27 protein-coding genes, 1 tRNA gene and 1 pseudogene are annotated in these 25,286 nt (G+C 62.9%); 16 read left to right on the top strand and 13 right to left on the bottom strand.

Going from position 1 to position 25,286, the window contains the following annotated elements:
- Window positions 1–16: 16 nt before the first annotated feature.
- Window positions 17–1,153 carry an FAD-dependent monooxygenase gene (locus ACK8CP_RS03845; RefSeq protein WP_414833396.1) on the top strand — a complete coding sequence of 379 codons (1,137 nt, stop codon included), beginning with the start codon at window positions 17–19 and terminating at the stop codon, window positions 1,151–1,153.
- A 139-nt stretch (window positions 1,154–1,292) separates the two neighbouring features.
- Window positions 1,293–3,020, top strand: a complete 1,728-nt coding sequence (locus ACK8CP_RS03840; RefSeq protein WP_414833395.1) for a PRC-barrel domain-containing protein — start codon at window positions 1,293–1,295, stop codon at window positions 3,018–3,020.
- Window positions 3,021–3,284: 264 nt separating this feature from the next.
- Here the strand turns inward: ACK8CP_RS03840 and ACK8CP_RS03835 are convergent.
- Window positions 3,285–3,371 (bottom strand) — tRNA-Leu (locus ACK8CP_RS03835).
- Window positions 3,372–3,579: 208 nt separating this feature from the next.
- Between ACK8CP_RS03835 and ACK8CP_RS03830 the strand changes: the two are divergent.
- Window positions 3,580–3,824, top strand: a pseudogene (locus tag ACK8CP_RS03830) (BrnT family toxin).
- Complete coding sequence (locus ACK8CP_RS03825; RefSeq protein WP_414833394.1) at window positions 3,821–4,129, top strand: BrnA antitoxin family protein; 309 nt, start codon at window positions 3,821–3,823, stop codon at window positions 4,127–4,129. Before ACK8CP_RS03830 ends, ACK8CP_RS03825 begins: the two are co-directional and overlap by 4 nt.
- 39 nt (window positions 4,130–4,168) lie before the next feature.
- Here ACK8CP_RS03825 and ACK8CP_RS03820 read toward each other — a convergent pair whose 3' ends face one another.
- The 3 genes from ACK8CP_RS03820 to ACK8CP_RS03810 are packed head-to-tail and all read right to left on the bottom strand — an operon-like array spanning window position 4,169 to window position 6,923.
- Window positions 4,169–5,617, bottom strand: a complete 1,449-nt coding sequence (locus ACK8CP_RS03820) for a TrkH family potassium uptake protein (RefSeq protein WP_234628291.1) — start codon at window positions 5,615–5,617, stop codon at window positions 4,169–4,171.
- Between the two features lie 22 nt (window positions 5,618–5,639).
- Window positions 5,640–6,137 (bottom strand): xanthine phosphoribosyltransferase, encoded by a 498-nt coding sequence (gene gpt, locus ACK8CP_RS03815; protein ID WP_234628292.1) that lies wholly within the window; start codon window positions 6,135–6,137, stop codon window positions 5,640–5,642.
- Between the two features lie 24 nt (window positions 6,138–6,161).
- Window positions 6,162–6,923, bottom strand: coding sequence for a competence/damage-inducible protein A (locus ACK8CP_RS03810; RefSeq protein ID WP_414834185.1), 762 nt, complete (start codon window positions 6,921–6,923; stop codon window positions 6,162–6,164).
- Window positions 6,924–7,076: 153 nt separating this feature from the next.
- On the opposite strand from ACK8CP_RS03810, the gene map reads away from it, so the two are divergent.
- Both map and radC read left to right on the top strand, forming a co-directional pair.
- On the top strand, window positions 7,077–7,880 hold the full coding sequence (gene map / locus ACK8CP_RS03805) for a type I methionyl aminopeptidase (RefSeq protein ID WP_092816250.1): 804 nt from the start codon (window positions 7,077–7,079) through the stop codon (window positions 7,878–7,880).
- A 7-nt stretch (window positions 7,881–7,887) separates the two neighbouring features.
- Window positions 7,888–8,592: a RadC family protein gene (radC, locus tag ACK8CP_RS03800; protein ID WP_234628293.1), complete on the top strand. Its 705-nt coding sequence runs from the start codon at window positions 7,888–7,890 to the stop codon at window positions 8,590–8,592.
- A gap of 18 nt (window positions 8,593–8,610) precedes the next feature.
- On the opposite strand, the gene ACK8CP_RS03795 is transcribed toward radC, so the two are convergent.
- From ACK8CP_RS03795 to ACK8CP_RS03755, 9 genes are all read right to left on the bottom strand, one after another.
- A complete protein-coding gene (locus ACK8CP_RS03795) occupies window positions 8,611–9,015 on the bottom strand; it encodes a c-type cytochrome (RefSeq protein WP_414833393.1) in 405 nt (134 codons plus the stop codon).
- Window positions 9,012–9,404 carry a Cu(I)-responsive transcriptional regulator gene (gene cueR / locus ACK8CP_RS03790; RefSeq protein WP_261214067.1) on the bottom strand — a complete coding sequence of 131 codons (393 nt, stop codon included), beginning with the start codon at window positions 9,402–9,404 and terminating at the stop codon, window positions 9,012–9,014. The genes ACK8CP_RS03795 and cueR overlap by 4 nt, the downstream gene beginning before the upstream one ends.
- 89 nt (window positions 9,405–9,493) lie before the next feature.
- The gene (locus ACK8CP_RS03785; protein ID WP_234628296.1) at window positions 9,494–9,775 is read right to left on the bottom strand and encodes an usg protein; all 282 of its coding nucleotides are present in this window, start codon (window positions 9,773–9,775) and stop codon (window positions 9,494–9,496) included.
- Window positions 9,776–9,877: 102 nt separating this feature from the next.
- Window positions 9,878–10,210 carry a c-type cytochrome gene (locus ACK8CP_RS03780; RefSeq protein ID WP_234628297.1) on the bottom strand — a complete coding sequence of 111 codons (333 nt, stop codon included), beginning with the start codon at window positions 10,208–10,210 and terminating at the stop codon, window positions 9,878–9,880.
- A gap of 61 nt (window positions 10,211–10,271) precedes the next feature.
- Window positions 10,272–11,894, bottom strand: a complete 1,623-nt coding sequence (locus ACK8CP_RS03775) for an NTP transferase domain-containing protein (protein ID WP_414833392.1) — start codon at window positions 11,892–11,894, stop codon at window positions 10,272–10,274.
- On the bottom strand, window positions 11,891–12,586 hold the full coding sequence (locus ACK8CP_RS03770; RefSeq protein WP_414833391.1) for an XdhC family protein: 696 nt from the start codon (window positions 12,584–12,586) through the stop codon (window positions 11,891–11,893). Before ACK8CP_RS03770 ends, ACK8CP_RS03775 begins: the two co-directional genes overlap by 4 nt.
- On the bottom strand, window positions 12,586–12,912 hold the full coding sequence (locus ACK8CP_RS03765) for an XdhC family protein (protein ID WP_414833390.1): 327 nt from the start codon (window positions 12,910–12,912) through the stop codon (window positions 12,586–12,588). The genes ACK8CP_RS03770 and ACK8CP_RS03765 overlap by 1 nt, the downstream gene beginning before the upstream one ends.
- Before the next feature lie 11 nt (window positions 12,913–12,923).
- Window positions 12,924–14,120 (bottom strand): vWA domain-containing protein, encoded by a 1,197-nt coding sequence (locus tag ACK8CP_RS03760; protein WP_234628299.1) that lies wholly within the window; start codon window positions 14,118–14,120, stop codon window positions 12,924–12,926.
- A gap of 15 nt (window positions 14,121–14,135) precedes the next feature.
- Window positions 14,136–15,056 carry an AAA family ATPase gene (locus ACK8CP_RS03755; protein WP_414833389.1) on the bottom strand — a complete coding sequence of 307 codons (921 nt, stop codon included), beginning with the start codon at window positions 15,054–15,056 and terminating at the stop codon, window positions 14,136–14,138.
- 236 nt (window positions 15,057–15,292) lie between these two features.
- Here ACK8CP_RS03755 and pcaD point away from each other — a divergent pair, with 236 nt between their 5' ends.
- The 10 genes from pcaD (at window position 15,293) to ACK8CP_RS03705 (ending at window position 25,202) form a co-directional block, all read left to right on the top strand.
- A complete protein-coding gene (pcaD, locus tag ACK8CP_RS03750) occupies window positions 15,293–16,078 on the top strand; it encodes a 3-oxoadipate enol-lactonase (RefSeq protein WP_414833388.1) in 786 nt (261 codons plus the stop codon).
- Between the two features lie 249 nt (window positions 16,079–16,327).
- Window positions 16,328–17,584: an outer membrane protein gene (locus tag ACK8CP_RS03745; RefSeq protein WP_414833387.1), complete on the top strand. Its 1,257-nt coding sequence runs from the start codon at window positions 16,328–16,330 to the stop codon at window positions 17,582–17,584.
- Between the two features lie 169 nt (window positions 17,585–17,753).
- The gene (locus tag ACK8CP_RS03740; protein WP_261214081.1) at window positions 17,754–18,680 is read left to right on the top strand and encodes an ABC transporter permease subunit; all 927 of its coding nucleotides are present in this window, start codon (window positions 17,754–17,756) and stop codon (window positions 18,678–18,680) included.
- Between the two features lies 1 nt (window position 18,681).
- Complete coding sequence (gene livM, locus ACK8CP_RS03735; protein ID WP_414833386.1) at window positions 18,682–20,133, top strand: high-affinity branched-chain amino acid ABC transporter permease LivM; 1,452 nt, start codon at window positions 18,682–18,684, stop codon at window positions 20,131–20,133.
- The gene (locus ACK8CP_RS03730) at window positions 20,133–21,140 is read left to right on the top strand and encodes an ABC transporter ATP-binding protein (RefSeq protein WP_414833385.1); all 1,008 of its coding nucleotides are present in this window, start codon (window positions 20,133–20,135) and stop codon (window positions 21,138–21,140) included. Before livM ends, ACK8CP_RS03730 begins: the two co-directional genes overlap by 1 nt.
- Window positions 21,137–21,880 carry an ABC transporter ATP-binding protein gene (locus ACK8CP_RS03725; RefSeq protein WP_128291689.1) on the top strand — a complete coding sequence of 248 codons (744 nt, stop codon included), beginning with the start codon at window positions 21,137–21,139 and terminating at the stop codon, window positions 21,878–21,880. Before ACK8CP_RS03730 ends, ACK8CP_RS03725 begins: the two co-directional genes overlap by 4 nt.
- Window positions 21,877–22,242 carry a DUF6867 family protein gene (locus ACK8CP_RS03720; RefSeq protein WP_128291688.1) on the top strand — a complete coding sequence of 122 codons (366 nt, stop codon included), beginning with the start codon at window positions 21,877–21,879 and terminating at the stop codon, window positions 22,240–22,242. Before ACK8CP_RS03725 ends, ACK8CP_RS03720 begins: the two co-directional genes overlap by 4 nt.
- A gap of 145 nt (window positions 22,243–22,387) precedes the next feature.
- Window positions 22,388–23,527, top strand: coding sequence for a branched-chain amino acid ABC transporter substrate-binding protein (locus ACK8CP_RS03715; protein ID WP_128291687.1), 1,140 nt, complete (start codon window positions 22,388–22,390; stop codon window positions 23,525–23,527).
- An 84-nt stretch (window positions 23,528–23,611) separates the two neighbouring features.
- Window positions 23,612–24,667 carry a P1 family peptidase gene (locus ACK8CP_RS03710; RefSeq protein WP_414833384.1) on the top strand — a complete coding sequence of 352 codons (1,056 nt, stop codon included), beginning with the start codon at window positions 23,612–23,614 and terminating at the stop codon, window positions 24,665–24,667.
- Between the two features lie 106 nt (window positions 24,668–24,773).
- On the top strand, window positions 24,774–25,202 hold the full coding sequence (locus tag ACK8CP_RS03705; protein WP_092816352.1) for an Lrp/AsnC family transcriptional regulator: 429 nt from the start codon (window positions 24,774–24,776) through the stop codon (window positions 25,200–25,202).
- Window positions 25,203–25,286: the final 84 nt, after the last annotated feature.

Here is a 25,286-nt window from a genome sequence, read left to right as displayed (position 1 = left end):
TGCCCTTCCTTATAGGATGCGCGTCGCCGTCATCGGGGCCGGCATCTCCGGCCTGACTTTCGCGCTTTCGCTGGCGCGCAAGGGGTTCGAGCTCGATCTCTTCGAGCGTGCGGAAACGTTGGAGGAAGTGGGCGCCGGCATCCAGTTGTCGCCAAACGCCTCTCGTCTTCTCCTCGCACTCGGCCTCGGGGAGGAACTCGGCAGATGCGTCGTCGTACCTGACAAGCTGCAGATCGGCAATGGCCAGCGCCTCAACTTGCTTGCAACGCTCCCCTTGGGAGAATGGGCGCAGGCGCGATACGGCGCGCCCTACTGGCTGATCCATCGCGCTGACCTGCAAGACGTGCTTTTGAAGGCCGTTCGCAAAGAGTCCGCGGTGCGCCTTCATCTCGGCGCAGGCGTGGAGGCTTTTGACGCACATGAAAGCGGTGTCGCCTTCGAGGCTGCCGGCGCCGAGCATTACGCCGATCTCGTCGTTGGTGCAGACGGGCTTCGCTCGGTCGTCCGCCGAAAGCTCGTCTCCGGTGCCGACCCCTCCCCGTCGACCCATGTCGCCTGGCGTGTGAGCATCGACGTTTCGGCCGCCCCCAACTGGCTCGACACGAGCTGCACCACGTTGTGGATGGGCCCCGGCTGGCACGTCGTTCACTATCCGATCAGGCGGGGCGAACGCCTCAACATCGTGGCAATCGAGCCGCAAAGAGCGACCGGCCAATCGGGACCCGTGCTCTTCCATGCGGCGCCCGAGATCGCCACGTTTTTCGGTTCCGAGACCCTGCGCCAGAAATGGCTGCCCTGGCCGCTCCAGACCGTCGACCCGAGCCTCGCCTGGACAAATGGGCGTGCCGTTCTCCTCGGCGATGCCGCCCATGCCATGCTGCCGACGGCCGCCCAGGGAGGCGCGATGGGGATCGAGGATGCCGCGACGCTTTCCGCCGAGCTCGCAGGCGACGGAGCGCTTTCGGGAAAACTCGCCCGCTACGAGCTTTCGCGCAAAACACGCGTCCGTAAGGTTGTATCCATGGCGGACAGCAATCTCCAGATCTACACCATGCCCAGTCTCGTCGCGGGCCTCAGGAACACAGCGCTCCTGGCGCTCCCCGGCGAAGTTTTGATGCGCCGCCAGGACTGGCTATATTCTTTTACCGCCTAAGCATTTCAGAGAGTTATACATCTCCGCAATCGGAACCCGATCGACCACTTAACGTTGTCGGGCGGTAACGGCCGCGCGAACGGCTTCCACACACATCCGCGCGGCCTCAATAGCATCCGAGATGCAAGGAGATTACTACATGATCCGCACATTGATGGCGAGTACGGCGATTGCCGCACTGTTGACCACCGGCGCGATCGCCCAGACGCAGCCGGCCACTCAGAACGAGACGACGCAGGCTCAGTCCACCACCGAGGGCGTCAAGACGCAGCAGAAGCAGGGCGAGGATCTCGCCTCCTCCTGGATGGGCCAGACCGTTTACTCCTCGGCCGGACCGGACGCTGAAGAAGTCGGCGACATCGACGATCTTCTCGTCGACGAGAACGGCAATATCACCGCAGCGATCATCGGCGTTGGCGGCTTTCTGGGCCTCGGCGAAAAAGAAGTCGCCCTCGATTACGATCAGTTCCAGGTGACGCAGGACCAGAATGGCGAAATGCGCCTGGTCGTGGATGCCACCGAAGAAGAGCTGAAGAACGCTCCTGAATTCCAGGAGAATGACAATCAGCGCAGCTATGCGCAGATGCAGAAGGAAGGTGGCAACGACAGCGCGAGCTCCACGGATGCCTCGGCGACGACCGCCTCTTCGGCTGGCGCTGCAAGCGGGTCCATGACGAAGGATCAGTCGCAGCAGACAGCCTCCAGCACCACGACGACCAGCGACGGCGCCGCGAATAACAGCGCGATGAGCGGTCAGGACCGCCAGACGGCATTTGCGCAGCCGGAGCAGGGCGAAACCCGCCTGAGCGACTGGCTCGGACGGGAAGTCTACTCGTCGGCAACGGGTCAGGATGCGACGGGCGCCGGCTCCATGGGTGACAAGGCAGGCCAGCGCCAGCAGCAGGCCATGCAGAACAACACCGACAGCGGTCAGGCCAGCGGCTCCATGGGTCAGAACGACACCATGGCAAGCGGCGAACCTGTGACCGACATGCAGGATCGGGTGAAGACCGACGCCTCGGGCCAGACGACGGCCATGGGGACGAGCGGAACGACGTCCGGCGACAGCACCGATCAACAGATGGCGACGAACCGCTCGGCGACAGGCGGCTCGGCATCGGGTAGCGACACTGGCCAGAACCAGGAACTCGCCGCAAACCCGGACGATCAGCAGCAGAGCGTTGGTGAGATCGACGATGTCATCCTCGCCGACAACGGCAAGATCGATTCGATCGTGATCGACGTCGGCGGTTTCCTCGGCGTGGGCGAAAAGCCGGTCGCCATCAAGTTCGATAAGGTCGAGATGACCCAGGCATCGAACGAGGATGAGCCGCGCCTCACGATCCCGATGACGCGCGCCGAGCTGGAGAACGCTCCGAAGTGGGAGATGGCCGGCCAGGAAGGTGATGTCGCCAGCAACACCAGCGACATGAATGCCGATACGACGGGCTCGCAGACGGCGCAGAACAGCCAGAGCGAGATGACGAAATCGGGCACGAACGACAATGCCGGCACGGGCTCGATGACCACCGCTTCGCGTGATCAGACCGACATGGGCTCGAGCAAGTCCGCTGCCGGAGGTACGCAGCCCAGCGGATTGAGTGCTGACGAGATCATGGGCGCTACCGTCTACGGCAGCAACGATGAGAGCGTCGGTGATATCGATGACGTGATCGTCGGCCAGAATGGCGATGTCCGCGCCGTGATCATCGATGTCGGCGGCTTCCTCGGCATCGGCGAAAAGCCGGTTGCGGTCGAGTATGACACGCTCAACATCCAGAAGGATGCGAACGGCGAAACCCGCTATTCGATCAATGCCACCGAGAATCAGCTGGAAGACGCGCCGGAATACGAAGGCGCGCAGTAAGCACCCAGCGTTCACTCAGACAGATATGACCCGTCGGCTCCGGCCGGCGGGTTTTTGTTTGGCCTTCTACGACATCACGGCTTGAGATCGAGCGGCCCGGGCCCTGCGCTCTTCAGCAAGGGGGAGCGAAGTCCGAAGCTCGGATCGTGTGAGAAGAAAGCTCCTGACGCCGTCGATGTCAGCGCGCGCCGAACTCTCATCGTCTTGGTCTGCGACGCACGACGCCGCTCGGACACGACCCGGCAGAGAACTGACATGGCAGAATGGTGCGGGCGGCGGGACTCGAACCCGCATGGTTTTCCAACCGAGGGATTTTAAGTCCCTTGCGTCTACCTGTTCCGCCACGCCCGCGTGCCAGGGTTTCTCTCTGCTTTTCGATCCCCGGTCAATCGGATGTGTGCAGCTCAGCATACGGCATTATGTGCGGGCTTCTCCCCACCCGCAGTCGTGTCAGCTCAGCGACAGGCCCGTTGAACGACGACAAATGTCAGCCCAACCTCCACCCCTGAGAATATGTAAAGCTTGTAGGTCCTTTGGTTTATGTATATACGAAAACTAAATGATCGTCTGGGATGAACGAAAGCGGCTCGCGAACCTCGACAAGCACGGGTTGGACTTCGCCGATTTGGATGAAGACTTCTTTTTGAATGCGCTGGTGCTGCCGGCGAAAGCGGCCGGTTTCAGGCAATAGGGCGCCTCGCGGACGGGACCGTCTCGGCAATCTTCGCCACCCTCGGGACCGAAGGGCCGTCGATCATATCCATGCGCCCTGCCAGGAGGAACGAAAGGAAGAGGCTGGAATGACGAAACGCAATGAGAAAAAGAGGACGTTCGAACCGGGCCGCGGATACAGCCGCGACGATTGGGAGGAGGTATCGGACAATCCGGAACTGACCGAAGGAGACCTCCGAGAGGCCAAGCCGTTTCGCGAAGCCTTTCCCGATCTGGCCGCCAAAATGGAAAGGAACGTGGGAGGCCGCCCCAAAAAGACGAATCCGAAGCAAGCGGTTTCCCTTCGCCTGGATGCCGAGGTGATCGAAAAGTTCAAAGCCACAGGTCCTGGCTGGCAGACCCGCATTAACGACGTTCTTAAAGCTGCAAAGCTCTAAAAAGCCGCACGACGCCGGAAGCAACCGGCAAGAGGCGTCTCACCAGCGCCAGAAGGCCGGGTCGAAAAGCACCAGGACCGTGAAGAGCTCCAGCCGCCCGAGCACCATCGCAAAGGTGAGCGCGATCTTGGCGGCGTCGGGAAGCGACCCGAAATTGCCGGCCGGGCCCACGATCTCGCCAAGCCCAGGACCGACATTGCCGACCGCAGTCACTGCCGCGGAAATGGCGGTGACGAAGTCGAGGCCGAGCGCCGCGAGAATCATCGTGATGATCACCGTGGTCCCGACATAAAGCGTCAGGAAAGCCAGAACCGAGGGCGGAACATCGGCCGGGATACGGCGGCCGGCATAGCGCAGCGGATCGACGCGCGAAGGATGGGCGAGAAGCCGGATCTGGCGCCGGATGATCTCCCACAGGATAACGAGACGGTAGATCTTGATGCCGCCGGCCGTGGACCCGGTGCAGCCCCCCACATAGGTGAGCACGAAGAAAAGGCCGACCGAAAAGGTGCCGAGCTGCGTGTAGTCGAGCGAGGCATAGCCGGTCGTCGTCACCACGGAAACGACGTTGAAGGTGGAGTGCCTAAGAGCCTGGCCGAACGTGAACTCGCCCGTCAGCGTCAATTGGAACGCAAGGCCCGTACACACGATCACCAGGAGACCTACCAGCGCCCGCACCTGGGGATCGCGAAAGATCTCATACGGGCGGCCACGCAACGCGCCGATATAGGCGACGAACGGCATGGCCCCCGCCAGCATGAAGAAGCTGCCCGTCCAAAGAAGCTCCGGATTGTCGCCGAAATAACCGAAGGACGCGTCGTGGGTCGAAAACCCACCGGTCGAGAGCGTCGTCATCGCATGGCAGATCGCATCGAAGAAGGTCATGCCGCCGGCCGCATAGGCGAGCGCGCAGAGAAGCGTCAGACCGACATAGATGCCGCCGATCCAGGCGGCGAGATCGAACGACTTCGCCAGCACCTTCTCCGAACGGTCGGAGCTTTCCGCGTGGAAGAGCTGCATACCGCCGACCTTCAGGAACGGCAGCATGATGATGGCCATGACGACGATGCCGACGCCGCCGATCCATTGCAGGAGCGAGCGCCAGAGATGAATGCCGGGCGGCAGACTGTCGAGGCCAGTGAGGACGGTGGAACCCGTCGTCGTCATGCCGGAGACCGTCTCGAAGAAGGCATCGGCATAATCGACATCGAGGCCAAGGAACGGCAGGGCCGCAAAACCCGGCAGCACGAACCACAGAACGGTGGTGAGAATGAAAGCCTGCTTGAGATTGAGCCCGAGCGGCTCGTCCTCGCGCCCCGCAATGGCGAAGACCGCGCCGACGAGCGCCGTCACGACGCCCGAGAGCGCAAACACCATCCAGTCCGGATTGCCGGCCGAAAGATCGACGAGCGCCGGCAGAATCATCACCACGCCGAGCGCCACCAGAAGGAGGCCGGTTATCGCCAGGATAGGTTGATATCGAAGCAAGATGTCGCCTGCGCCCGTGGCGTCAGCTCGGCGCGCCGAAAATCGGCGGCTGGAAGCTCAGCCCGAGATCCCACGGGAAATAAATCCACGTGTCCTGGGAGACTTCCGTGACGAACGTATCGACCAGCGGGCGCCCCTTCGGCTTGGCATAGACCGTAGCGAAATGCGCATCCGGCAGCATTTCTCGCACGATCGACGCAGTCTTTCCGGTGTCGACGAGATCGTCGACGATCAGAACACCCTTGCCGCCCGCCCCGCCGAGATGGCGCACCTGTTCCGAAATCGGCTTCAAGACCTCGGTCGTGCCCTGTGTCTTGTAGTCGTGATAGGACGCGACGCAGACCGTCTCGATCAGCCGGATTTCAAGTTCGCGCGACACGACGGCCGCTGGCACGAGCCCGCCGCGCGTGATGCACACGATTGCCTCGAAGGGGCCGGCGCCGGCGAGCCGCCAGGTCAGCGCCCGCGCGTCGCGATGAAACTGCTCCCAGGAAACCGGGAAGGCCTTTTCTTGCACCATATCTCTCTCGTTCTTTCCGGCCTCTTATCCGCTTTGCAGGCGGCTTTCCACGGCCTCGGCCGCCTTTTTTAGCGCCTCTTCATCGCGCGAGCGGATCACGATGCGTGTCGTGAAGCGGCTCCCGTCCTGATAGGGGTAGGAACCGAAACGCACCTCCGGGTGCTCGTCCTGAAGGTCGGAGAGCCAATCAGCGATCTCTCCTTCCCCGCGTCCCGCCTCGATCGTCACAGACATGATCTTCGCGGCATGTGGCAGCGTGGGCGCGAGGGCGGCAAGCATTGCCTCCATCACGGCCGGCACGCCCGCCATCACATAGACGTTGCCGATCTTGAAGCCGGGCGCGCCCGAGACCGCATTGGCGATGAGGTCGGCGCCTTCCGGCGTCCGCGCCATTCTGAGGCGCGCCTCGTTGAGCTCCCAACCGCGCGCCTCGGCCCGCTCCCGCAGGATCCGAACCGCCTCGGGATGATGAATGAGCGGACGATCGAACGCGCTCGCAACCGCATCCGCCGTGATGTCGTCATGCGTCGGCCCGATACCGCCGGAGGTGAAGACGATGTCATACGCCGCCGACAGCGCCTTCAGCGCCGCCACGATCGCATGCTTCTGGTCGCCGACGATCCGCACTTCCTCCAGATCGATCCCGAGGTCGGTGCAGAAATCGGCAAGCGTGCCGATGTTCTTGTCCTTGGTGCGCCCCGACAGGATCTCGTCGCCGATCACCAGCATGGCTGCCCGAGGCGCGGCCTGGGTCGGGTATGCGATAGTCGCTTCGATCTCGCTCATTGAGACTGAGTGCCCTTTGTCGTAGCCGCCGGCAAGTCCAATCTGGCTTGCCGCCCGCCCCTTCCCCATATGGAAGGCGAAATACTCCATCTCCCCTTTAAAAGGGGCGCCTCAATCGGCTAGCTTGTCGCCGAATAAGGACGGTTTCATCCTATGCAGAACGCACTTTCAGGCCAGCGCGAAAAGGCCTCCATCCATACCTACGGCGAGGAAGGTTTTGTCGGCATGCGCCGGGCCGGTCAGCTCGTCGCCACCTGCCTCGATGAATTGACCGAGCGGGTCAAACCCGGTGTCACGACGCAAGAGCTCGACGATTTCGTTTATGATTTCGCGCTTCAGCATGATGCACTCCCGGCAACGCTCAATTATCGCGGCTACCGCAAGGCCTCGTGCATCTCGCTCAATCATGTCGTCTGCCACGGCATTCCCAACGACAAACCGCTCAAAGAGGGTGACATCGCCAATATCGATGTCACCTTCATCCTCGACGGCTGGCACGGCGATTCAAGCCGCATGTACGCGGTCGGCCAGATCAAGCGCGCGGCTGAACGGCTGATGGAGGTCACCTATGAGTGCCTGATGCGCGGGATCGACGCGGTGAAACCCGGCGCGACGCTCGGCGATATCGGTCACGCCATCCAAAGCTATGCGGAAGCCGAGCGCTGTTCGGTCGTGCGCGATTTCTGCGGCCACGGCGTCGGGCTGGCCTTCCACGAGCCGCCGAATATCCTGCATTACGGGCGTCCCGGCGAAGGGCTCGCGCTCGAACCTGGGATGATCTTCACGATCGAGCCGATGATCAATCTCGGCCGTCCGCACGTCAAACTCCTGAACGACGGCTGGACGGCGGTCACGCGCGACAGATCTCTCACCGCACAATACGAGCATTCCGTCGGCGTCACGGAGGACGGGGTGGAAATCTTCACGCTGTCGCCGGCCGGCTACGGCCGGCCCTGAGACCTCCGTGGGCTTTGATTTCGAAGAAGCCGGCCCCGGCCAGGTCCATTATCACGGCCACCGAGACCGTCTGCGCAACCGTTTTCGCGAGGCAGGAGCCGACGCGCTGGCGGATTACGAGCTTTTGGAGCTCGCTCTCTTCAGCGCCCTGCCCCGGCGCGACACGAAGCCGATCGCCAAGGCTCTGCTCGCCACCTTCGGTTCTCTCGGCGAAGTTCTGGCGGCATCGCCGACACGCCTGAAAGAAATCGATGGTGTCGGCGACGCCGTCATCCTGCAGCTGAAATTGATGCGCGCCTTCGCCGAACGTCTTGGTCGTCACGAAGTCAGAAGCCGGCCGGTTCTCGCCTCCTGGTCGACCCTTCTCGACTATTGCCGCACGGCGATGGCGTTTGAGGATCGGGAGCAGTTCCGCATCCTCTTTCTGGACAAAAAGAATGCCCTCATCGCCGACGAAGTGCAGCAGAGGGGCACGGTCGACCACACCCCGGTCTATCCCCGGGAAGTGATGCGTCGCGCCCTCGAACTCTCGGCGACCGCCCTCATTCTGGTTCACAACCACCCGTCCGGCGACCCCTCACCGTCTCGGGCCGACATTCAGATGACGAAGACGCTCATCGACGTCGGCAAGCCTTTGGGGGTGACCGTGCACGATCACATCATCATCGGCCGCGACGGGCATGCGAGCTTTCGCGGCATGGGGCTGATGTAACGGCTGCGTCGTCGGCGCTCACAAAATCCCGTTCGCGCGCTGCAACTCGCGCACATAGGCGGCGATCTTGTCCACCTCCGTCTGAGACAGACCTTCTACCGGCGCCATGTTGCCAAAGCTCCAATGATGCGCGGTCACGCCGCGGGCCACGGCAAGCTGAAACGCCTGATCGCTGTGATGCTCAGGCGCGTAGACCGCATGCACGAGAGGCGGCCCGGCTTCTGTCCCCGCGGCATTCTCGCCATGACAGGCGACGCAGTTCTCCTCAAAAAGCGCCCTGCCCGTCTCAGCGTCGGACGAAAGCTCCGGCACTTTGACGTTCGCGACCCGAACATCACCGTCCCCCGCCACGAACGCCCGGATGGCCAGGAAAGCGGCGATCGCAAGGCCCAGAAAGACAAAGGAAACCACCTTCGGCGTCATGTCCGATCCCCGGCCAGATCCTGCAAGATCGGGCAATCGGGCCGATGGTCGCCATGGCAGGCCTCGACGAGGTTCGACAGCGTATCGTGCATCGCCTGAAGTTCGGCGATCTTGCGCTCGATCTCACCGATATGGCGGATCGCAATCGCCTTCACGTCGCCACTCGCCCGGCAGCGGTCTCCGTAGAGAGACAGAAGCTGACGGCATTCCTCGATGGAAAAACCCAGAGAGCGGGCGCGCGCCAGGAATTGCAGATTGTGGACGTGGGTATCGGAATAGTCGCGGTAATTGTTGCCGCGCCGGTCCGGCTGTACGAGCCCGATATCCTCGTAATAGCGGATCGTTTTGGGGGGCAGGCCGGAGGCCTGCGCCGCATCGCCGATATTCATGCGCCAACTCCCACGCTTTCCTGCTGGATAAGGGTTCCAGCCACTGGAAAGTCAAGGGAGCGCCGCGCGCCTCACAATCCCTTTCGAGATTAGTTGAGCCGCCCTTCGAAGGTCGCGAGACGCCATTCCGAGGGCTTGATCAGACGCTCATGGGCAATCTCAACCGAATGGATGGCCGCATCGATCTCGCGCCGCCAGTAGTCGAGGAAGCGCTCCAGCCGCGGATGGTCAGGTGCCACATCGTAGAACTGCCAGACGAAGCTTTGAATGAGCTTCGGGCGCTCCGGCATGTAGTAGAGAACGTTGGCGGTGGTCAGGCCGTAACCGGCGAGCTGAAGGCCGAGATCACTCTCCTCGCGACTTTGCTGCATGCTCTCCTCCTGGGTCAGGAGGTGCAATGATTGCGTCTCATAGATTAAAAGTCTACTAGCCCTTGGTCGAAATCATGATATCGAACAATGGCTTAGCAGCCTTCACTCAGGAGTGCTGCCAGCAGCCGGACCGTCCTCCGACGGCTGGATCGAGGTGATATAGCCAAGAATGTCGTCGATATCGGCAGGCGGCCAGCGGAATTCCGGCATGGCCGGGTGGCCGGTCACGATGCCCTCGGCAAGCGCTTCCCATAATGTGTCGATCGGATAGCGCTCGGACAGATCGCGGAAGGCTGGTGCGGGCGGCATCGGGCTCGTGCCCGTCGATCCGACGGCATGACAGCGGGAGCAATACTCTTCGGCCAGCGCTTCGCCGCGGGCGATGTTCTGGCCCGCAGCGCCCTGCGCCGTTGCCAGCAAAAGCAGACCCGCCAATGCGATCGATCCCCTCATGAGCGCACGATAGTCGCAGCTCCGAACCGCGCCATGACCAGGATCAACCTTCGCGTGCCGGATCGATCACGCCACCGGCAGCCTGAAGTGCCTCGGGCGTGTCGACGTCGAGCCGCGCGGCCGCGCCGATCTCGACCTCAAAGACGTCGTCGGGATAAAGCCCGATCACATGCCGGCCGCCGGTGTCACCGCTCACCTGCAACAACTCGTCAAAATAGCGGCGCGCCCAGAGAACCGGATTGCCGCGTTTTCCCGACGCGGTCGCAAGCACGATGCTGCGGCTGGCGTCGGGCTCGAAGGCGGCCAGCATCTGGCCAATCGCTTCGCGTGTCAGCCCCGGCATATCGGCAAGCACGATGAGCGCACCCGACACGCCCTCAGGTAAGGCGCGCAATCCGACCCGCAGAGAGCTCGCAAGCCCTTCGGCAAAATCGGGATTGTGAACGAGGCGCGCTCCGCTTCCTTCCAGCACCTCTTCCACCGCCTCGCGCATATGGCCGGTGACCACCACGACTTCCGAGACGCCGGACGCTGTGACCGTCTCCACCGTGCGACGCACGAGAGGTACGTCGTCGAACCGGGCAAGAAGCTTGTTTGACCCGCCCATACGCCGCGAACGCCCGGCCGCGAGCACGATGGCGGCCACACCGCCATCTCCCTCGGACGGCTGACGAGGTTGCGGCCGCGATACGATCTCCGACAACAGACCCCCGACGCCCATCCCCATGATGTCTTCAGGCTTGACCTCAAGTCCCGCCAGGAAGCGATTCAGCACAAAGTCGAATCCGTTCTCCTTCGGGCTGCGGGCGCAACCGGGAGCTCCGATCACCGGGCGGCCGCCGAGTTCGCCAATGAGGAGAAGATTGCCCGGATCAACCGGCATGCCGAAATGCAGAACGCGACCGCCGGCCATGCGGAGCGCAGCCGGGATGATGTCGTCCTGATCGGTGATCGCGGAAGCCCCGAAGACGACGATCATATCCGCACCTTCCGACGCCGGCTGCCGCAACGCCTCCGCCAATGCTTGGGTCACATGCGCGACGCGCGTCTCGTCGGTGAGGCTCGCCCCCGCCTTCTCGAGCCGGGCTTCCAGCACGCGCCGCGTCTTGTCGAGCATCTTCGCCTGCGTCGATGGCAGGTATGTCGACACGAGGCTGACCCGGCAAGGGCGGAACGCCGCCACGGATAAGGGCGGTTCATGGCTCGCGAGAAGCCTCTCGGCCGTCTCGAGAACCTCTTCAGAGAGTGCGAAAGGGATGATCTTCACCGTCGCGATCATGCGGCCCGCTTCGACCGCTTCGAACGGCGCAAGCGTTGCCACCGTCAGCCCCGGATCGATCCGGTTGAGGGCGTCGATCAGATCTTTGTCGACTCTAAAGACTCCAGGGACTTCGGCGTGAAGATTGCAGCGCCCTGTGAACGGTGCCTCGATGCGGAGATGCCTGCCGGCAATCGCGCGGGCGATGCGTTCGGCGGCCTGATCTTCATGGACGTCGCCGGCATCGAGCCGCGCCGCAATGACCTCAGAGATCCCGGCAGCTTGAAGCCGTGCGATGTCCTCGGCACTCAGCCGCGCGCCCTTCTTCAGCGACAGGTCGCCTGCCCGGACCTTATGGGCCAGGATGGCACCTTCGGCCTCTGCGACCGCGATCGGGCCGAACTTCAAGCGGCCTCACGTGCCATCGACGGGCCCTTGCGGAGCGCCGCGATCACTTCCGCAACAACGGCGACGGCGATTTCAGCCGGCGAGGCCGCAGCGATGTCGAGACCGATCGGCGCATGAATCCGCTCGACATCGGCTGAGCCGACACCGGCTTCGAGAAGCCGCTCCACACGCTTGCCGTGCGTCTTCCGGCTCCCGAGAGCCCCGACATAGAAACAGCCGGCGGCGAGCGCCTCCCGCAGCGGGAAATCGTCGATCTTCGGATCATGGGTGAGCGCGGCGACCGCCGTATAGGCATCGAAGGGGATATTCTTGAGCGCCTCTTCAGGCCATTCCGCGATGAGCGATACACCCGGGAACCGCTCTTCCGTCGCAAAGGCCGTGCGCGGATCGATGATCGTGACGTCGAGGCCCGCAAGTTTCGCCATCGGTGCCAGGGCCTGGCTGATATGCACGGCCCCGATCGCGACGAGCCGTGGTGGCGGCACCGCGACGGTCAGAAAAGTCCGGCCATCCTCCAGCATCCCGGATCGGCCGGAGCGAAGACGCCTTGAAAGTTCCCCCGCGAGCGGATCTCCCGCAGCCTCGCTCTCTTTGACGAGACGTGCCTCACCGCTTGCCGTATCGGTGATGAGGACGGCGGCGCGGCGGGCGGCGCGCTCTTCGTTGAGCGCCTTGAGAAGCGACAGCTCCATCACGCCACCGGTTCGACGAAGACGCGGATGCGGCCTCCGCAGGAGAGACCGACCCGCCAGGCCGTCTCATCGGCGACGCCGAATTCGAGCATTTTCGTCGCCCCGCTCTCCAGAAGCTCGAGCGCTTCTCCGACGACGGCGCCTTCGACACAGCCTCCCGAAACCGAGCCTTCGAAATTGCCCTCTTCGTCGATGACGAGGTGACTGCCGACAGGCCGCGGCGCCGAACCCCAGGTCTCGACGACGGTGGCGAGCGCCACCTTCCGTCCGACCGCACGCCAGGCTTCAGCTGTGGCAAGCGCGTCGTGTTCCAACATCTCTGCCATGGTCCTCTCCCTCAGGCGGCCCGGCTCAATGCCGGGCGCGGCCTCTTGGCCGGTGTCGACAAGGCCTTCACCAGATCCTCAATCGCCTCCAACGAATGCACCGGCCGAAAGTCATCGACATGGGGCAGGATCGCTCGAATGCCACGGGCCTTGGCCTCGAATTGCTCAAAACGCAGGAGCGGATTGAGCCAGATCAGGCGACGGCAGGAGCGGCCGAGCCTCGCAGCCTCCGCCGCGAGATCCGCCCCCTCTTCGCGCTCCAGCCCATCGGTGATCAGAAGCACCGTCGCGCCCTGCCCCAGCACCCGCCTCGACCAGTCGCGGTTGAAGACGTGCAGCGCGTCGGCGATACGCGTGCCGCCCGACCAGTCGACGACCGCGTCGGAGCAGCCCGCAAGCGCCTCGTCGGGATCCTTGTAGCGCAGCTGCCGCGTCACGTTGCTGAGCCGCGTACCAAAAAGGAACGAGTGAACTTTCCGGCGCGACGACAGCGCATGCAGGAAATGCAGCATCACACGGGAATACTCGCTCATCGAACCGGAAATGTCGGCAAGCGCCACGAGCGGCGGCTCCTGCACCTTGCGCTTGCGCGCCTGCGGCAGGATCAGATCGCCCGCCGAACGCATGGTGGCACGGACCGTCCGGCGCGGATCGACCTTGCCCCGTGTCGCAGCGACAAGCCGCCGGGTTACGATCTGATCGTCGGGAAACTGCAGAGAGGCGAGCGCACGCATCGCGGAGGCGATCTCCTCGGCGCTCATCTGCGCGAAATCCTTGCGGCGCAAAATCTCCTTCTCGCTCACCGTCATGCGTGCATCGATCTCGATTTCGGGAAAGACCTCTTCCTCGCGGCGCTCTTTCAGCGCCTGCATCGCCTCCTCGACACGCTGCTGCCCAGGCTTCGGCTTTTCGGTCTCCGCGGGCCGTGGCGGGGCAACCGGCGACAAGAGCTCGAGCATCTTCTCCACGAGCCCGCGCTCGCGCCAGAACAGCTCGAACGCTTCATGGAAGACCGGGCGATCGGCGCGCTTGTTCACGAAAACCGCATGCAGGGTCCAATAAAAGTCGTCGCGCGAAGAAATGCCCGCAACCTCGACCGCACGGATCGCATCGACGACCGCGGCGGGGCCGACCGGCAGGCCCGCGCGCCGCAGCGCCCGGGCAAAATAGACGATGTTGTCGGCGATCTTGCCGCCCGTCTCCGTCACGGCGCTATCCGTCCTTCACTCGGCAGCGGCGAGCTCGGCCCGCGCCTCGTCCAGAAGCTGCTTCGAGCGGCTTCCCTCGATCCGGCCGATATCGTCCTGGTATTTGAGAAGCACGCCAAGCGTATCGGAAATCACCTCCGGATCGAGCGCCACCATGTCGAGCTCGGTGAGCGCGCTCGCCCAATCGAGCGTCTCCGCCACCCCCGGCTTCTTGAACAGATCTTCCCGGCGCAGCCGCTGAACGAAGCCGACGACTTCGCGGGCAAGCCGCTCGCGCACCCCCGGCACGCGCTCGTTGACGATGCGCAGCTCCCTCTCGGCGTCCGGATAATCGACCCAGTGATAAAGGCAGCGCCGCTTCAAAGCGTCGTGGATCTCACGCGTGCGGTTGGTGGTGACGACGACGACCGGCGGTTCGGGCGCGCGGATCGTCCCGATCTCGGGGATCGTGACCTGATTGTCGGACAGAACTTCCAGGAGAAAGGCTTCGAATGCCTCGTCGGCACGGTCGAGTTCGTCGATGAGAAAAATCGGCGGCCCGTTCAGATCCGGTTCTAACGCCTGCAGGACCGGACGCTTGATGAGAAACCGCTCGGAGAACACATCCTCCGCAAGCATCCGCCGGTCGCTGTCGCCGGCGGCCTCCGCGAGCCTGATCTCGATCATCTGCGCGGTGTAATTCCACTCGTAGACGGCGCTCGCGACGTCGAGGCCTTCATAGCATTGCAGCCGGATCAGGCGGCGATCGAGCGTCTGCGACAAGACCTTGGCGATTTCGGTTTTGCCGACGCCAGCCTCCCCCTCCAGGAAAAGAGGCCGGCCCATCTTGAGAGACAGGAAGAGGACGGTCGCGAGCGAGCGGTCGGCGACATATCCGGCACCGTTCAAAAGCTGGAGCGTCTCGTCGATCGATTGCGGCAAGGCTCGGACGGACATGGGGCTCCTATCGGCTTGGGCTCTCGCTATCAGTATAGATCAAGCCGCTCACCAGACCATCCGCCTGATGAAAACGCCCCAGCCGCCTTTCCTCTGCCGCAGGCGAAGCCTAAGTCTGCGACCGGCCCGAGCGACGAGAGGAATCGTTTCGCCGGCGGCTGAAAGCGGAATCAAACTCTCAGACCTGCCCGCCAAACCCCTCTCGTTCCACGACAATCGCGCAAAGGAGAATCCGAATGCCGTTTTGTGAGTTAAGCGATGGAGCCCGCATCTGGTATGAGGAAGCCGGCAACCGCTCGGCGCCGCCCCTCGTCTTTTCCAATTCGCTCGGCACCAATCTCGCCATGTGGGACGCCCAGGTCGACGAGGCGGAGACCAGTTTTCGGGTCATCCGCTACGACCAGCGGGGTCACGGCCGCTCTCCCGTCCCGGCAGACGCCTTCTCCATGGAACGCCTCGGCCAGGACGTCGTCGAGCTCTTGGACTTTTTGAAGATCGACAAGACCGATTTCTGCGGCCTCTCCATGGGCGGCATGACCGGCATCGTCCTGGCGCGCGATCATCCGGCGCGATTTGGCAAACTCGCTTTGTGCAACACCTCCGCCCATATGCCGCCGGCCGACCTCTGGAACGCGCGCATCAAGGCCGTCACCGACAACGGCATGGAAGCCCTGGTCGACGGCATCACCGAACGCTGGTTCACGGCCGCCTTCCGGCGCGACCGTCCGGATGAAGTGGAGCGTATCGCGGAACAGATCCGGGCAACCGAACCCGCAGGCTATGCCGGCTGCTGCGCCGCGATCCGCGACATGGATCTGCGTCCCACCCTGTCGGCGATCGAGGCGGACGTTCTCATCCTCATCGGCGACAGCGACCCCTCGACGCCGCCCCAGGACGGCGAACTTATTGCCGACAACATCGCAGGCGCTCGCAAGGAAATCGTGCACGCAGCGCATTTGTCGGCCGTCGAAGCACCGGCGGAATTCAACCGCGCTGTCTTCTCGTATCTGCGCGGAAACTGATCGAAGGCCTCCACGAATGCGGGCGCTCCGACCTCGGGGCTGAGAAGACCGCACGCACCTCCCAGCCCTGAGGACCAGCGCCGAGGACCAGCCGAGAACATCGATCGACCGCCTTCCCGGCCTCTATGGCCGATCGGCAACACCGTTTCGTGAAGTGCAGCGCAGAGAGCGCGTTCAATTGACGCCTGACTTGTCGGGGAAGATAGCTGCCCTCGATTGCGAAGTTCGCGGAAGCTCGAGGTGATTTGGATGCGTGGTCTTGGAACAGCCGTCTTCGGCATGGTCGTCCTCGCAAGCCCCGCTCTCGCCGCCGATCTTCCAGAAGCGCCCGCACCCTATGTTCCGGTCACCTCTCCGGTGTCCGTGTCGCAATGGGAGGGTTTCTACACCGGCATGCATTTCGGTTGGTCGTCGGACAATATCGACGGTCGGACCCCCGCCGGCACCGACTTCTCCATGAGCGACCATGGCGGTTTTTCCGGCGGCGGACTGCGCGGCTACAACTGGCTCTTCGGCAATATCGTCCTCGGCCTGGAAGGTGACATCACCATCCACGAGACCAAGACGGAAAATGCGTCCGTCTCCATCGGCAGCGATTACATCTGGGATGCCGGCGTCTATGGGCGCCTCGGCTATACGTGGGGCCGCTTCATGCCGTACGTCATGGCCGGCGGCCGCGTGGCCGAGATCCATGGCCATTCGCTCGCGCCGATGACCCAGGGCGATGTGACCCGCCATCTCGGCTGGTCGGTCGGCGCCGGTCTCGAAGTTGCGGTCTACTATCCGATCCGCCTGCGCGCAGAATACCTCTACACCCGCTTCGGCGCCGAGGATTACGTGTTCAGCGGCGGCTCGACGAAGTTCGAGCCGGAGGCCCAGCAGTTTCGTGGCGCCATCATCTTCGCTCTCGGCAACGGCTTTAAGGACTATCCCGAAAGCTTCCTGACGAAGCCCGGAAACACCTGGTCGGGCTTTTACGGCGGTGCGATGGTCAGCGCATCGATGCTCCAGGACGACGCAGAGATCGCCGGCCTGGGCAGCGATGATGCGAGCGACGGAAGCTTCGGCACGGGCATGTTCCTTGGTGCGAACTACCAGTTCGGCAATGTCGTCACCGGCCTCGATGCCGATCTCAGCCTCCGCCAGGGCGAATCGACCTCGACCATCGCGGGCGTGAGGCTCGACAAGGAGCCGATGTGGGATGCGCATGTGCGTGGCCGTATCGGCTACGCCTGGGACCGGTTCCTGCCCTACCTCGCGGGCGGTTTCGCCATCACGCAAGTCCACTTCCAGCAGGAAGGTACCTCTTCGCTCAATGTCGAACCCGCGAAGGGCTGGACGGTCGGTGCTGGCGTTGACGTTGCGATTACCGATCACGTGTTTGGGCGGCTCGAGTATCTCCACGACGAATTCGAAGACGTGACCGGCGACGTCGTTGCAGGTGCGGCGAGCTTCGAACCCTCTGTAGACACGGTTCGCGCAGGTCTCGCCGTTCGTCTTCCGTGATGTGAATATTTCAGACTTTCGTCGAAACCGTCACACCGTCCACAGCCACATATTGTGCACAGTGTGACGGCTTGCTAAACGATTGACCTCTTTGGCGTTCGAGTGTTCCGCACTCGAACGTGAGCCTATAATAAAATAATGGCCATAAGAGGGGTACAATTAAAGAACGATGGAATATTTCGTTCAGCAGCTGATCAACGGCGTCACGCTCGGTTCGATCTACGGCCTTATCGCCATCGGCTATACGATGGTCTACGGCATCATCGGCATGATCAATTTCGCCCATGGCGATATTTTTATGGTGAGCGCCTTCATCGCCCTCACCGTTTTCTTGATTATGCTCGCAATCGGAGTGACGGCACTGCCGCTCATCCTGCTTGCAGTCCTCATCATCGCGATGATCTTCACCTCCGTCTGGGGATGGACAGTCGAGCGCCTGGCCTACCGGCCGCTTCGCGGCTCCTTCCGGCTGGCGCCGCTCATCACCGCCATCGGCATGTCGATCACGCTGCAGAACTTCGTGCAGCTGACGCAGGGCGCGCGCGTCAAGCCGCTGCCGCCGCAGATCACCGGAGGCATCACCCTGATGCAGGGTGATGCGGAAGCCGGCAACATCGTGGTGCAGCTCTCCTACATGCAGATCATCATCATCGTCACGACCGTCGTCTTGATGGCCGGCTTCTCGATGCTGATCTCCAAGACCTCGCTCGGACGGGCTCAGCGGGCTTGCGAGCAGGATGCCAAGATGGCCTCGCTGCTCGGCGTCAACGTCGACCGGACGATCTCTTTGACCTTCGTCATGGGCGCCGCGCTCGCCGCCGTCGCAGGCGTCATGTTCCTGCTCTACTACGGCGTGATCGACTTCTACATCGGCTTCATCGCCGGCGTGAAAGCCTTCACAGCGGCGGTTCTGGGCGGCATCGGCTCCCTGCCGGGCGCCATGCTCGGAGGCCTCGCCATCGGTCTCATCGAGACCTTCTGGTCCGGATACTTCTCGGTGGAGTACAAGGACGTGGCGGCGTTCTCGATCCTGGCGATCACGCTCATCTTCCTGCCCTCCGGGCTCCTCGGCAAACCGGAAGTCGAGAAAGTCTGACATGTCCAACATAAACCAGGCAGGCAGCGCCGACGAACAGCAGGCGCCAGGCGCCTTGGTGGAGTGGGAACAGCGCGTCGCCGGCTATGCCGGCGAGCCCCCCTTCGTCGAAGAACCGCAGCGTCTTTCCGCAATCGCCGCTGCCTTGAAGGATGCCGCCATCGCCGCCGCGATCGCAGCAGCTCTCTTCCTCTTTTTCATCGGCTTCCGCACTGACATCGCGATCGGTGGACTGGACCTGTCGGCCCGCTGGCAAGCCTTCGGCACCGCCATCGTCGTCGTCTTCGTCGGCCGTCTCCTCTTTCGCATTCTGCTGTGGCGGCCGGCCACCAAGGCCGGAACGAGGCCGCTTCTTCTGCGTGCCTTCGGTTCCGGCGAAGGCACACCGTTATCTGAGCATTTCGCACGCCATTCGAAGTCGGTCGGTGTCGTGGCACTGGTCGCGGCGGTCCTCTACCCGGTCATCATCCTCGCCCTCTTCCCGATGAAGGATAAGCAATTCATCGATCTGGGCGTGCTCGTTCTCACCTACATCATGCTCGGCTGGGGGCTGAACATCGTGGTGGGCCTCGCGGGCCTCCTCGATCTCGGCTACGTCGCCTTCTATGCGGTGGGCGCCTATTCGTTCGCCCTCTTCGCCCAGTTCTTCGAAGTCGGCTTCTGGTTCGCTCTTCCGATCGCGGGCATCCTGGCGGCCTGCTGGGGCCTCATTCTCGGCTTCCCGGTGCTGCGGCTTCGAGGCGATTATCTCGCCATCGTCACACTCGCGTTCGGTGAGATCATCCGCGTCGTGCTCTTGAACTGGTATACGTTCACCGGCGGGCCGAACGGCATTTCCGGCATTCCCGATCCGACATTTTTCGGGCTGGAATTCAAGCGGGGCGCGGAAAACCTGCCCGGCCTTCTCGGGATCGGCTACGATTCCGCCTACAAGCAGGCCTACTTCTTCTACATCATCCTGGCGCTTGCCATGATCACCAACCTGGTGACGCTCAGGCTCCGCAAACTGCCGCTGGGGCGCGCCTGGGAAGCGCTGCGGGAAGATGAGATCGCTTGCCGGTCGCTCGGCATCAACACCACCAATACGAAGCTGACGGCCTTCGCCATCGGCGCCATGTTCGGTGGCTTCGCCGGCGCCTTCTTCGCCACGCGTCAGGGCTTCATATCGCCGGAGAGCTTCACCTTCATGGAATCGGCATTGATCCTGGCGATCGTGGTGCTGGGCGGGCTCGGTTCGCAGATGGGCGTCGTCATCGCCTCGATCGTCATGATCGGCGGCTTCGAGCTCTTCCGTGATTTCGCCGAATACCGCATGCTGATCTTCGGTCTTCTGATGGTGATCATCATGGTCTGGCGCCCCCGAGGCCTCATCGCCACGCGCGAGCCATCCGCCATTTTGAAGGAACGTCAGACGATCAGCGCCGATATGGTCTCTCAAGGTGAGGGCCACTGATGTCTGCAGCTCTCAAAGACAATGTCAGCGAGCCGGGACGCTGGGACGACAGCCCGGTCCTCACGGTCGAAAACCTGACCATGCGCTTCGGCGGCCTCGTCGCCGTCGACGATCTCTCCTTCAATGTCGGTCGGGGCGATATCACCGCCCTCATCGGACCAAACGGTGCCGGCAAGACGACGGTCTTCAACTGCGTCACCGGGTTCTACAAACCGACCGAAGGGCGCATCATCATGCGCCACGGCAGCACCATCTCCGACGCGGAAGTCCGCAAGCTGACGGAAAGCGGTGAGCAATCGATGAGCACCGCCGAGGGAGCGATCTTCCTGCTGGAGCGGATGCCGGATTTCTGCATCTCACGCGATGCAAAGGTCGCCCGCACCTTCCAGAACATCCGCCTCTTCGGGGGCATGACGGTTCTGGAAAATCTGCTCGTCGCCCAGCACAACGCGCTGATGGCCGCCTCGGGATTCACCATCGGCGGGATCTTCAACCTACCGGGGTTCCGTAAGGCAAGGCAGAAGTCGATCGACAAGGCCGTCTATTGGCTGGAGCACATTCGCCTGAAGGAGCGCGCCGATGAACCCGCGGCCGCCCTGCCCTATGGCGACCAGCGCCGGCTTGAGATCGCCCGTGCAATGTGCACCGACCCGCAGCTTCTCTGCCTCGACGAACCGGCGGCGGGATTGAACCCGCGCGAATCGAGCGAGCTCAACGAGCTTCTTCAGTTCATTCGATCGGAAGCCGGCACCTCCGTGCTCCTGATCGAACACGATATGGGCGTGGTGATGGAGATTTCCGACCATGTCGTCGTGCTCGATTACGGCGAGAAGATTTCCGACGGCTCGGCCGATTACGTCAGAAACGATCCCTCGGTGATCGCCGCCTATCTCGGCGTCGAGGACGAGGAGGTCGCCGAGGCGGAAGCCGAAGCGGCAGCCGCAGCAGCGGCCGGACAGGCGGCGTCTGCCGGAGAGCCCGCAGGCGAGCAGGAGACGAAGCCATGACGGGCCAAAATCCGCTTCTCGCCGTTGAAGGCGTCGAGACCTATTACGGCAACATCATCGCCCTGCGCGGCGTCGATATCGCCGTCTTCGAAGGCGAGATCGTCACCCTCATCGGTGCCAACGGCGCCGGCAAGTCCACCTTGATGATGACGATCTGCGGCAACCCGCAGGCCCGCAAGGGACGCATCGTCTATGATGGCGAGGACATCACCCATCTGCCGACGCATGACATCATGCAGCGCTCCATCGCACAGTCTCCGGAAGGGCGCCGCATCTTCCCGCGCATGACGGTGATGGAGAACCTGCAGATGGGCGCTCTCGTCACCGACGGCGCGAGCTTCGATGCCGATCTTCAGCGGGTGTTCGACCTTTTCCCGCGCCTCAAGGAGCGTCAGCATCAGCGCGGGGGAACGTTGTCGGGCGGCGAGCAGCAGATGCTCGCGATCGGCCGCGCCTTGATGAGCCGGCCTCGCCTGCTGCTTCTCGACGAACCCTCCCTCGGCCTCGCGCCGATGGTGGTCAAACAGATCTTCGAAGTCATCAAGGAGCTGAATCGAGAAGAGGGCCTGACCGTGTTCCTCGTCGAGCAGAACGCGTTTCACGCGCTCCGCCTCGCCCATCGCGGCTATGTCATGGTCAACGGACAGATCACGATGTCGGGCACGGGGGTAGAGCTTCTGGCAAGGCCGGAAGTTCGTGCAGCCTATCTCGAGGGCGGCAGAAAAGAGGCGGCCGAATGAACCTGATCTGGGAAGTTTCGCTCACGGAATTCGCGCTCGTCACGCTCGTGCTCGGCGGGCTTGCGGCTTGGATGACGGGGCGTGCCGTCGCGCTCACCTGGGGCTCCTGGCTGCGTCTTGCCGTCTATATCGCGCTTCTGTCTCTCGCTGTACGCTTCATCCATTACAGCCTGTTCAACGGCACGTTTCTCTTGCCGCCCGCAGGCTTTGCGACGGGTCTTCACTATTATGTCGTCGACTTCATCGCATTGATGCTGATTGCAGCCGCGGCCCGGCAGATGAATCGCTCGCACCAGATGAGCGAGCAGTATAGTTTCCTTTACCACCGTTCAGGGCCGTTTGGCTGGAAACGCAAGGTCTAGGCATAGATCCGGATGTCAGCAAAAGCCGTACCATCCGGGAGGAGAATGGGCTTAGATCGAGACAATTGAGGTTCGCCTCAATCACCCGCACGGGCACCGCGGGTCTTTTAGATCATGGTGCCATCTAAGAAAGAGGGAGAATCCATTGAAAAAAGCAATGTTGGCAGGCGTCGCTTTGAGCTTCGCAATGACGGGTGCGGCATGGGCCGATATCACGATCGCCACGGTCGGGCCGATGACCGGCCAGTACGCCTCTTTCGGCGAGCAGATGAAGGCTGGCGCCCAGCAGGCGGTGGAAGACATCAACGAGAAGGGCGGCGTCCTCGGCGAGAAACTCGTTCTTGAAATCGGCGACGACGCCTGCGATCCGAAGCAGGCTGTGGCCGTCGCCAACCAGATGGCCGGCAAGGGCGTCGTCTTCGTCGCAGGCCATTTCTGCTCGGGATCGTCGATCCCGGCTTCCGCGGTCTATGCGGAAGAAGGCATCGTCCAGATTTCCCCGGCTTCGACCAATCCGACGTTCACGGACGAGCGCCCGAACCCGGACGGCGGCACCTACCGCGTCTGCGGCCGTGACGACCAGCAGGGCAAGGTCGCCGGCGAATTCATCGCCGAGCATTATCCGGACAAGAAAGTCGCCGTCATCCATGACAAGACGGCTTATGGCAAGGGCCTCGCCGACGAGACCAAGGCGGCGATGGAAGCAGCCGGCAAGAAGGCCGACATGTACGAGGCCTACACGGCTGGTGAAAAGGACTACACGGCCCTCGTTTCCAAGCTGAAGCAGGAAGGCATCGGCGTCCTCTATGTCGGCGGCTATCACACCGAAGCCGGCCTGATGGCGCGCCAGATGAAGGATCAGGGCATGGATGTGCAGCTGATCTCCGGCGACGCCCTCGTCACCGACGAATACTGGGCGATCACCGGCGATGCTGGCGAAGGCACGATGATGACCTTCTCGCCGGATCCGCGGAAGAGCGAGACGGCCGCCCCGATCGTGAAGAAGCTGGAAGATGCCGGCAAGCCGACCGAAGGTTACGTCCTCTACACCTACGCCGCGATTCAGGCCTGGGCTCAGGCAGTCGAAACGGCCGGCGCGGCCGATTATGACGAAGTCAACGAGGCTCTGAACACCGGAACCTTCGACACGGTTCTCGGCGAGCTCTCCTTCGACGACAAGGGCGACGTGTCGCTGCCGGGCTACGTCTTCTACGAATGGCACGACGGCAGCTACGATTACCTCAACGCGGGCGACGAAAAAGCTACCGAAGAGAAGAAATCGTAAGCGCGTTAACCCGCTTTTTCGATCGGCCCCGGCGGCATCTCCGCCGGGGCTTTTCTTTTGCCTGCCGCTGCGTTTTGATCCGGCATGAATCGTTATCCGGTACCCTTTTCTGGAATGCCGGCAGGTCTGCGCATTGGCCACGCTTCCGATGAAACTCTGAAATCGGGCGTCACTGTCCTCCTGCCGGATGAACCTGCGGTGATGAGCGCCCATATCGGCGGCGGCGCGCCCGGAACGCGCGAGCTCGGCCTTGCCGAGCCGGAAGCGAGCGTGTCGAAAGTCGACGCGATCGTCCTGTCAGGCGGCTCCGCTTTCGGGCTCGCGGCAGCAGATGGTGCCATGTCCTTTCTTGCGGAGAACGGTCGCGGCTTCGAGGTGGCGGGGCTTCGCGTCCCGATCGTGCCGACAGCAATTTTGTTCGATCTCGCCAATGGCGGGGACAAGAGCTTTCTCCCGGCAAAAGAACGCGCCGCTGCCGCCAACCCCTACCCCGGATTGGCATATCGAGCCTGCAGCTCCGCCCTGGAAGCGATACAAGGCGGGGCGGTGGAAGTGGGAACTCTCGGAGCCGGCACGGGGGCCACGACCGCCAATCTGAAGGGCGGGTTCGGCCATGCCGGGGAGCAACTCTCCTCGGGAGCCACCATCGCCGCCTTCGTCGCGGTCAACGCCGTGGGCGCCGTGACGTTCGGCGACGGGCCGCATTTCCGCGCCGCCCCTTTCGAGGTCGACCACGAATTCGGCGGCCTCGGTTTGCCAGCCACGGCCAGTCCGGAGACGGCCGCGCGCATCACGAAATTCGATCCGGCGCCGGCCGCCAATACGACGATCGCCGTCATCGCGACCGATCAGCCTTTGACGAAGGCTGAGGCGAAGCGCCTTGCTATCGTCGCACATGACGGGTTTGCTCTGTCGATCTATCCGGCCCACACACCCTTCGACGGCGACACGGTCTTCGCATTGTCCACAGGCAAAGCTGAAACAGATCCGAACATGGAGCCCCTTTCCATGATGCTGGAGCTCTGCGCAGCCACCCCGGTGGTCCTGGCACGGGCCGTTGCGCGCGCCGTCTACTGGGCGACAGATACACAAAGCGATCGCCTCCCGACCTGGAAAGGGCGTTTTGGCGATACGGCTTGAGCGGCCGGAGACCTGAAAATTAGCTTCCGCGGCGGGAGGAGAGAATAACGTGCAGAGGCCTCAGGAAATTGAACTTGACCCAGGCGAGATCCGCATTCTGCGGATCATGCAGCGCGATGCGTCCCTGTCGGTGGCAGATATCGCGCGCGAAGCGGGGATGAGCCAGACGCCGGCCTGGCGGCGCATCAAGCGACTGAAAGAAGAGGGCATCATCCGCGCCGTCGTGGCGCTGGTGGAGCGCAACGCGGTCGGGCTCGATTTCGTCGCTTACGCCTTCGTCAAGCTCGGCGTACCGAGCCGTCAGAACATGGAAAAATTCGACAAGCTGGTGAATTCCTGGCCGGAAGTGCTCGTCTGCGAGCGGGTGACGGGCGCGGTCGACTATCTGCTCAAGATCGTCACCAACGACATCCACACCTATGACTGGTTCCTGCGCTCCAAGCTCCTCGACAACGAACTCGTCACGGATGTCCAGTCGCGCATCGTCGTCGCCACCGTGAAAGACACCCCCTCCCTGCCGATCCGGGAGGCGTGAGGGCAACCGCCCCTGTCTTCGCGTCCAACCATTCCCTGGCTTCCATCTGAACTTCGCAGCCCTCCATCCTTCTCGACCGTCCTC

It is taken from the genome of Afifella sp. YEN Y35 (assembly GCF_047553465.1).
Lineage (GTDB): Bacteria > Pseudomonadota > Alphaproteobacteria > Rhizobiales > Afifellaceae > Afifella > Afifella aestuarii.
Note: the sequence above shows the minus strand (reverse complement) of the source record. Positions and strands in the feature narration are given on the sequence as shown.

Coding starts and splice junctions, on each gene's coding strand:
- ACK8CP_RS03845 (WP_414833396.1), top strand. CDS start 17: ATGCGCGTCGCCGTCATCGGGGCCGGCATCTCCGGCCTGACTTTCGCG.
- ACK8CP_RS03840 (WP_414833395.1), top strand. CDS start 1,293: ATGATCCGCACATTGATGGCGAGTACGGCGATTGCCGCACTGTTGACC.
- ACK8CP_RS03825 (WP_414833394.1), top strand. CDS start 3,821: ATGACGAAACGCAATGAGAAAAAGAGGACGTTCGAACCGGGCCGCGGA.
- gpt (WP_234628292.1), bottom strand. CDS start 6,137: ATGGTGCAAGAAAAGGCCTTCCCGGTTTCCTGGGAGCAGTTTCATCGC.
- ACK8CP_RS03810 (WP_414834185.1), bottom strand. CDS start 6,923: ATGAGCGAGATCGAAGCGACTATCGCATACCCGACCCAGGCCGCGCCT.
- map (WP_092816250.1), top strand. CDS start 7,077: ATGCAGAACGCACTTTCAGGCCAGCGCGAAAAGGCCTCCATCCATACC.
- ACK8CP_RS03795 (WP_414833393.1), bottom strand. CDS start 9,015: ATGACGCCGAAGGTGGTTTCCTTTGTCTTTCTGGGCCTTGCGATCGCC.
- cueR (WP_261214067.1), bottom strand. CDS start 9,404: ATGAATATCGGCGATGCGGCGCAGGCCTCCGGCCTGCCCCCCAAAACG.
- ACK8CP_RS03785 (WP_234628296.1), bottom strand. CDS start 9,775: ATGCAGCAAAGTCGCGAGGAGAGTGATCTCGGCCTTCAGCTCGCCGGT.
- ACK8CP_RS03770 (WP_414833391.1), bottom strand. CDS start 12,586: ATGGAGCTGTCGCTTCTCAAGGCGCTCAACGAAGAGCGCGCCGCCCGC.
- ACK8CP_RS03765 (WP_414833390.1), bottom strand. CDS start 12,912: ATGGCAGAGATGTTGGAACACGACGCGCTTGCCACAGCTGAAGCCTGG.
- ACK8CP_RS03755 (WP_414833389.1), bottom strand. CDS start 15,056: ATGTCCGTCCGAGCCTTGCCGCAATCGATCGACGAGACGCTCCAGCTT.
- pcaD (WP_414833388.1), top strand. CDS start 15,293: ATGCCGTTTTGTGAGTTAAGCGATGGAGCCCGCATCTGGTATGAGGAA.
- ACK8CP_RS03745 (WP_414833387.1), top strand. CDS start 16,328: ATGCGTGGTCTTGGAACAGCCGTCTTCGGCATGGTCGTCCTCGCAAGC.
- ACK8CP_RS03740 (WP_261214081.1), top strand. CDS start 17,754: ATGGAATATTTCGTTCAGCAGCTGATCAACGGCGTCACGCTCGGTTCG.
- livM (WP_414833386.1), top strand. CDS start 18,682: ATGTCCAACATAAACCAGGCAGGCAGCGCCGACGAACAGCAGGCGCCA.
- ACK8CP_RS03730 (WP_414833385.1), top strand. CDS start 20,133: ATGTCTGCAGCTCTCAAAGACAATGTCAGCGAGCCGGGACGCTGGGAC.
- ACK8CP_RS03725 (WP_128291689.1), top strand. CDS start 21,137: ATGACGGGCCAAAATCCGCTTCTCGCCGTTGAAGGCGTCGAGACCTAT.
- ACK8CP_RS03720 (WP_128291688.1), top strand. CDS start 21,877: ATGAACCTGATCTGGGAAGTTTCGCTCACGGAATTCGCGCTCGTCACG.
- ACK8CP_RS03710 (WP_414833384.1), top strand. CDS start 23,612: ATGAATCGTTATCCGGTACCCTTTTCTGGAATGCCGGCAGGTCTGCGC.
- ACK8CP_RS03705 (WP_092816352.1), top strand. CDS start 24,774: ATGCAGCGCGATGCGTCCCTGTCGGTGGCAGATATCGCGCGCGAAGCG.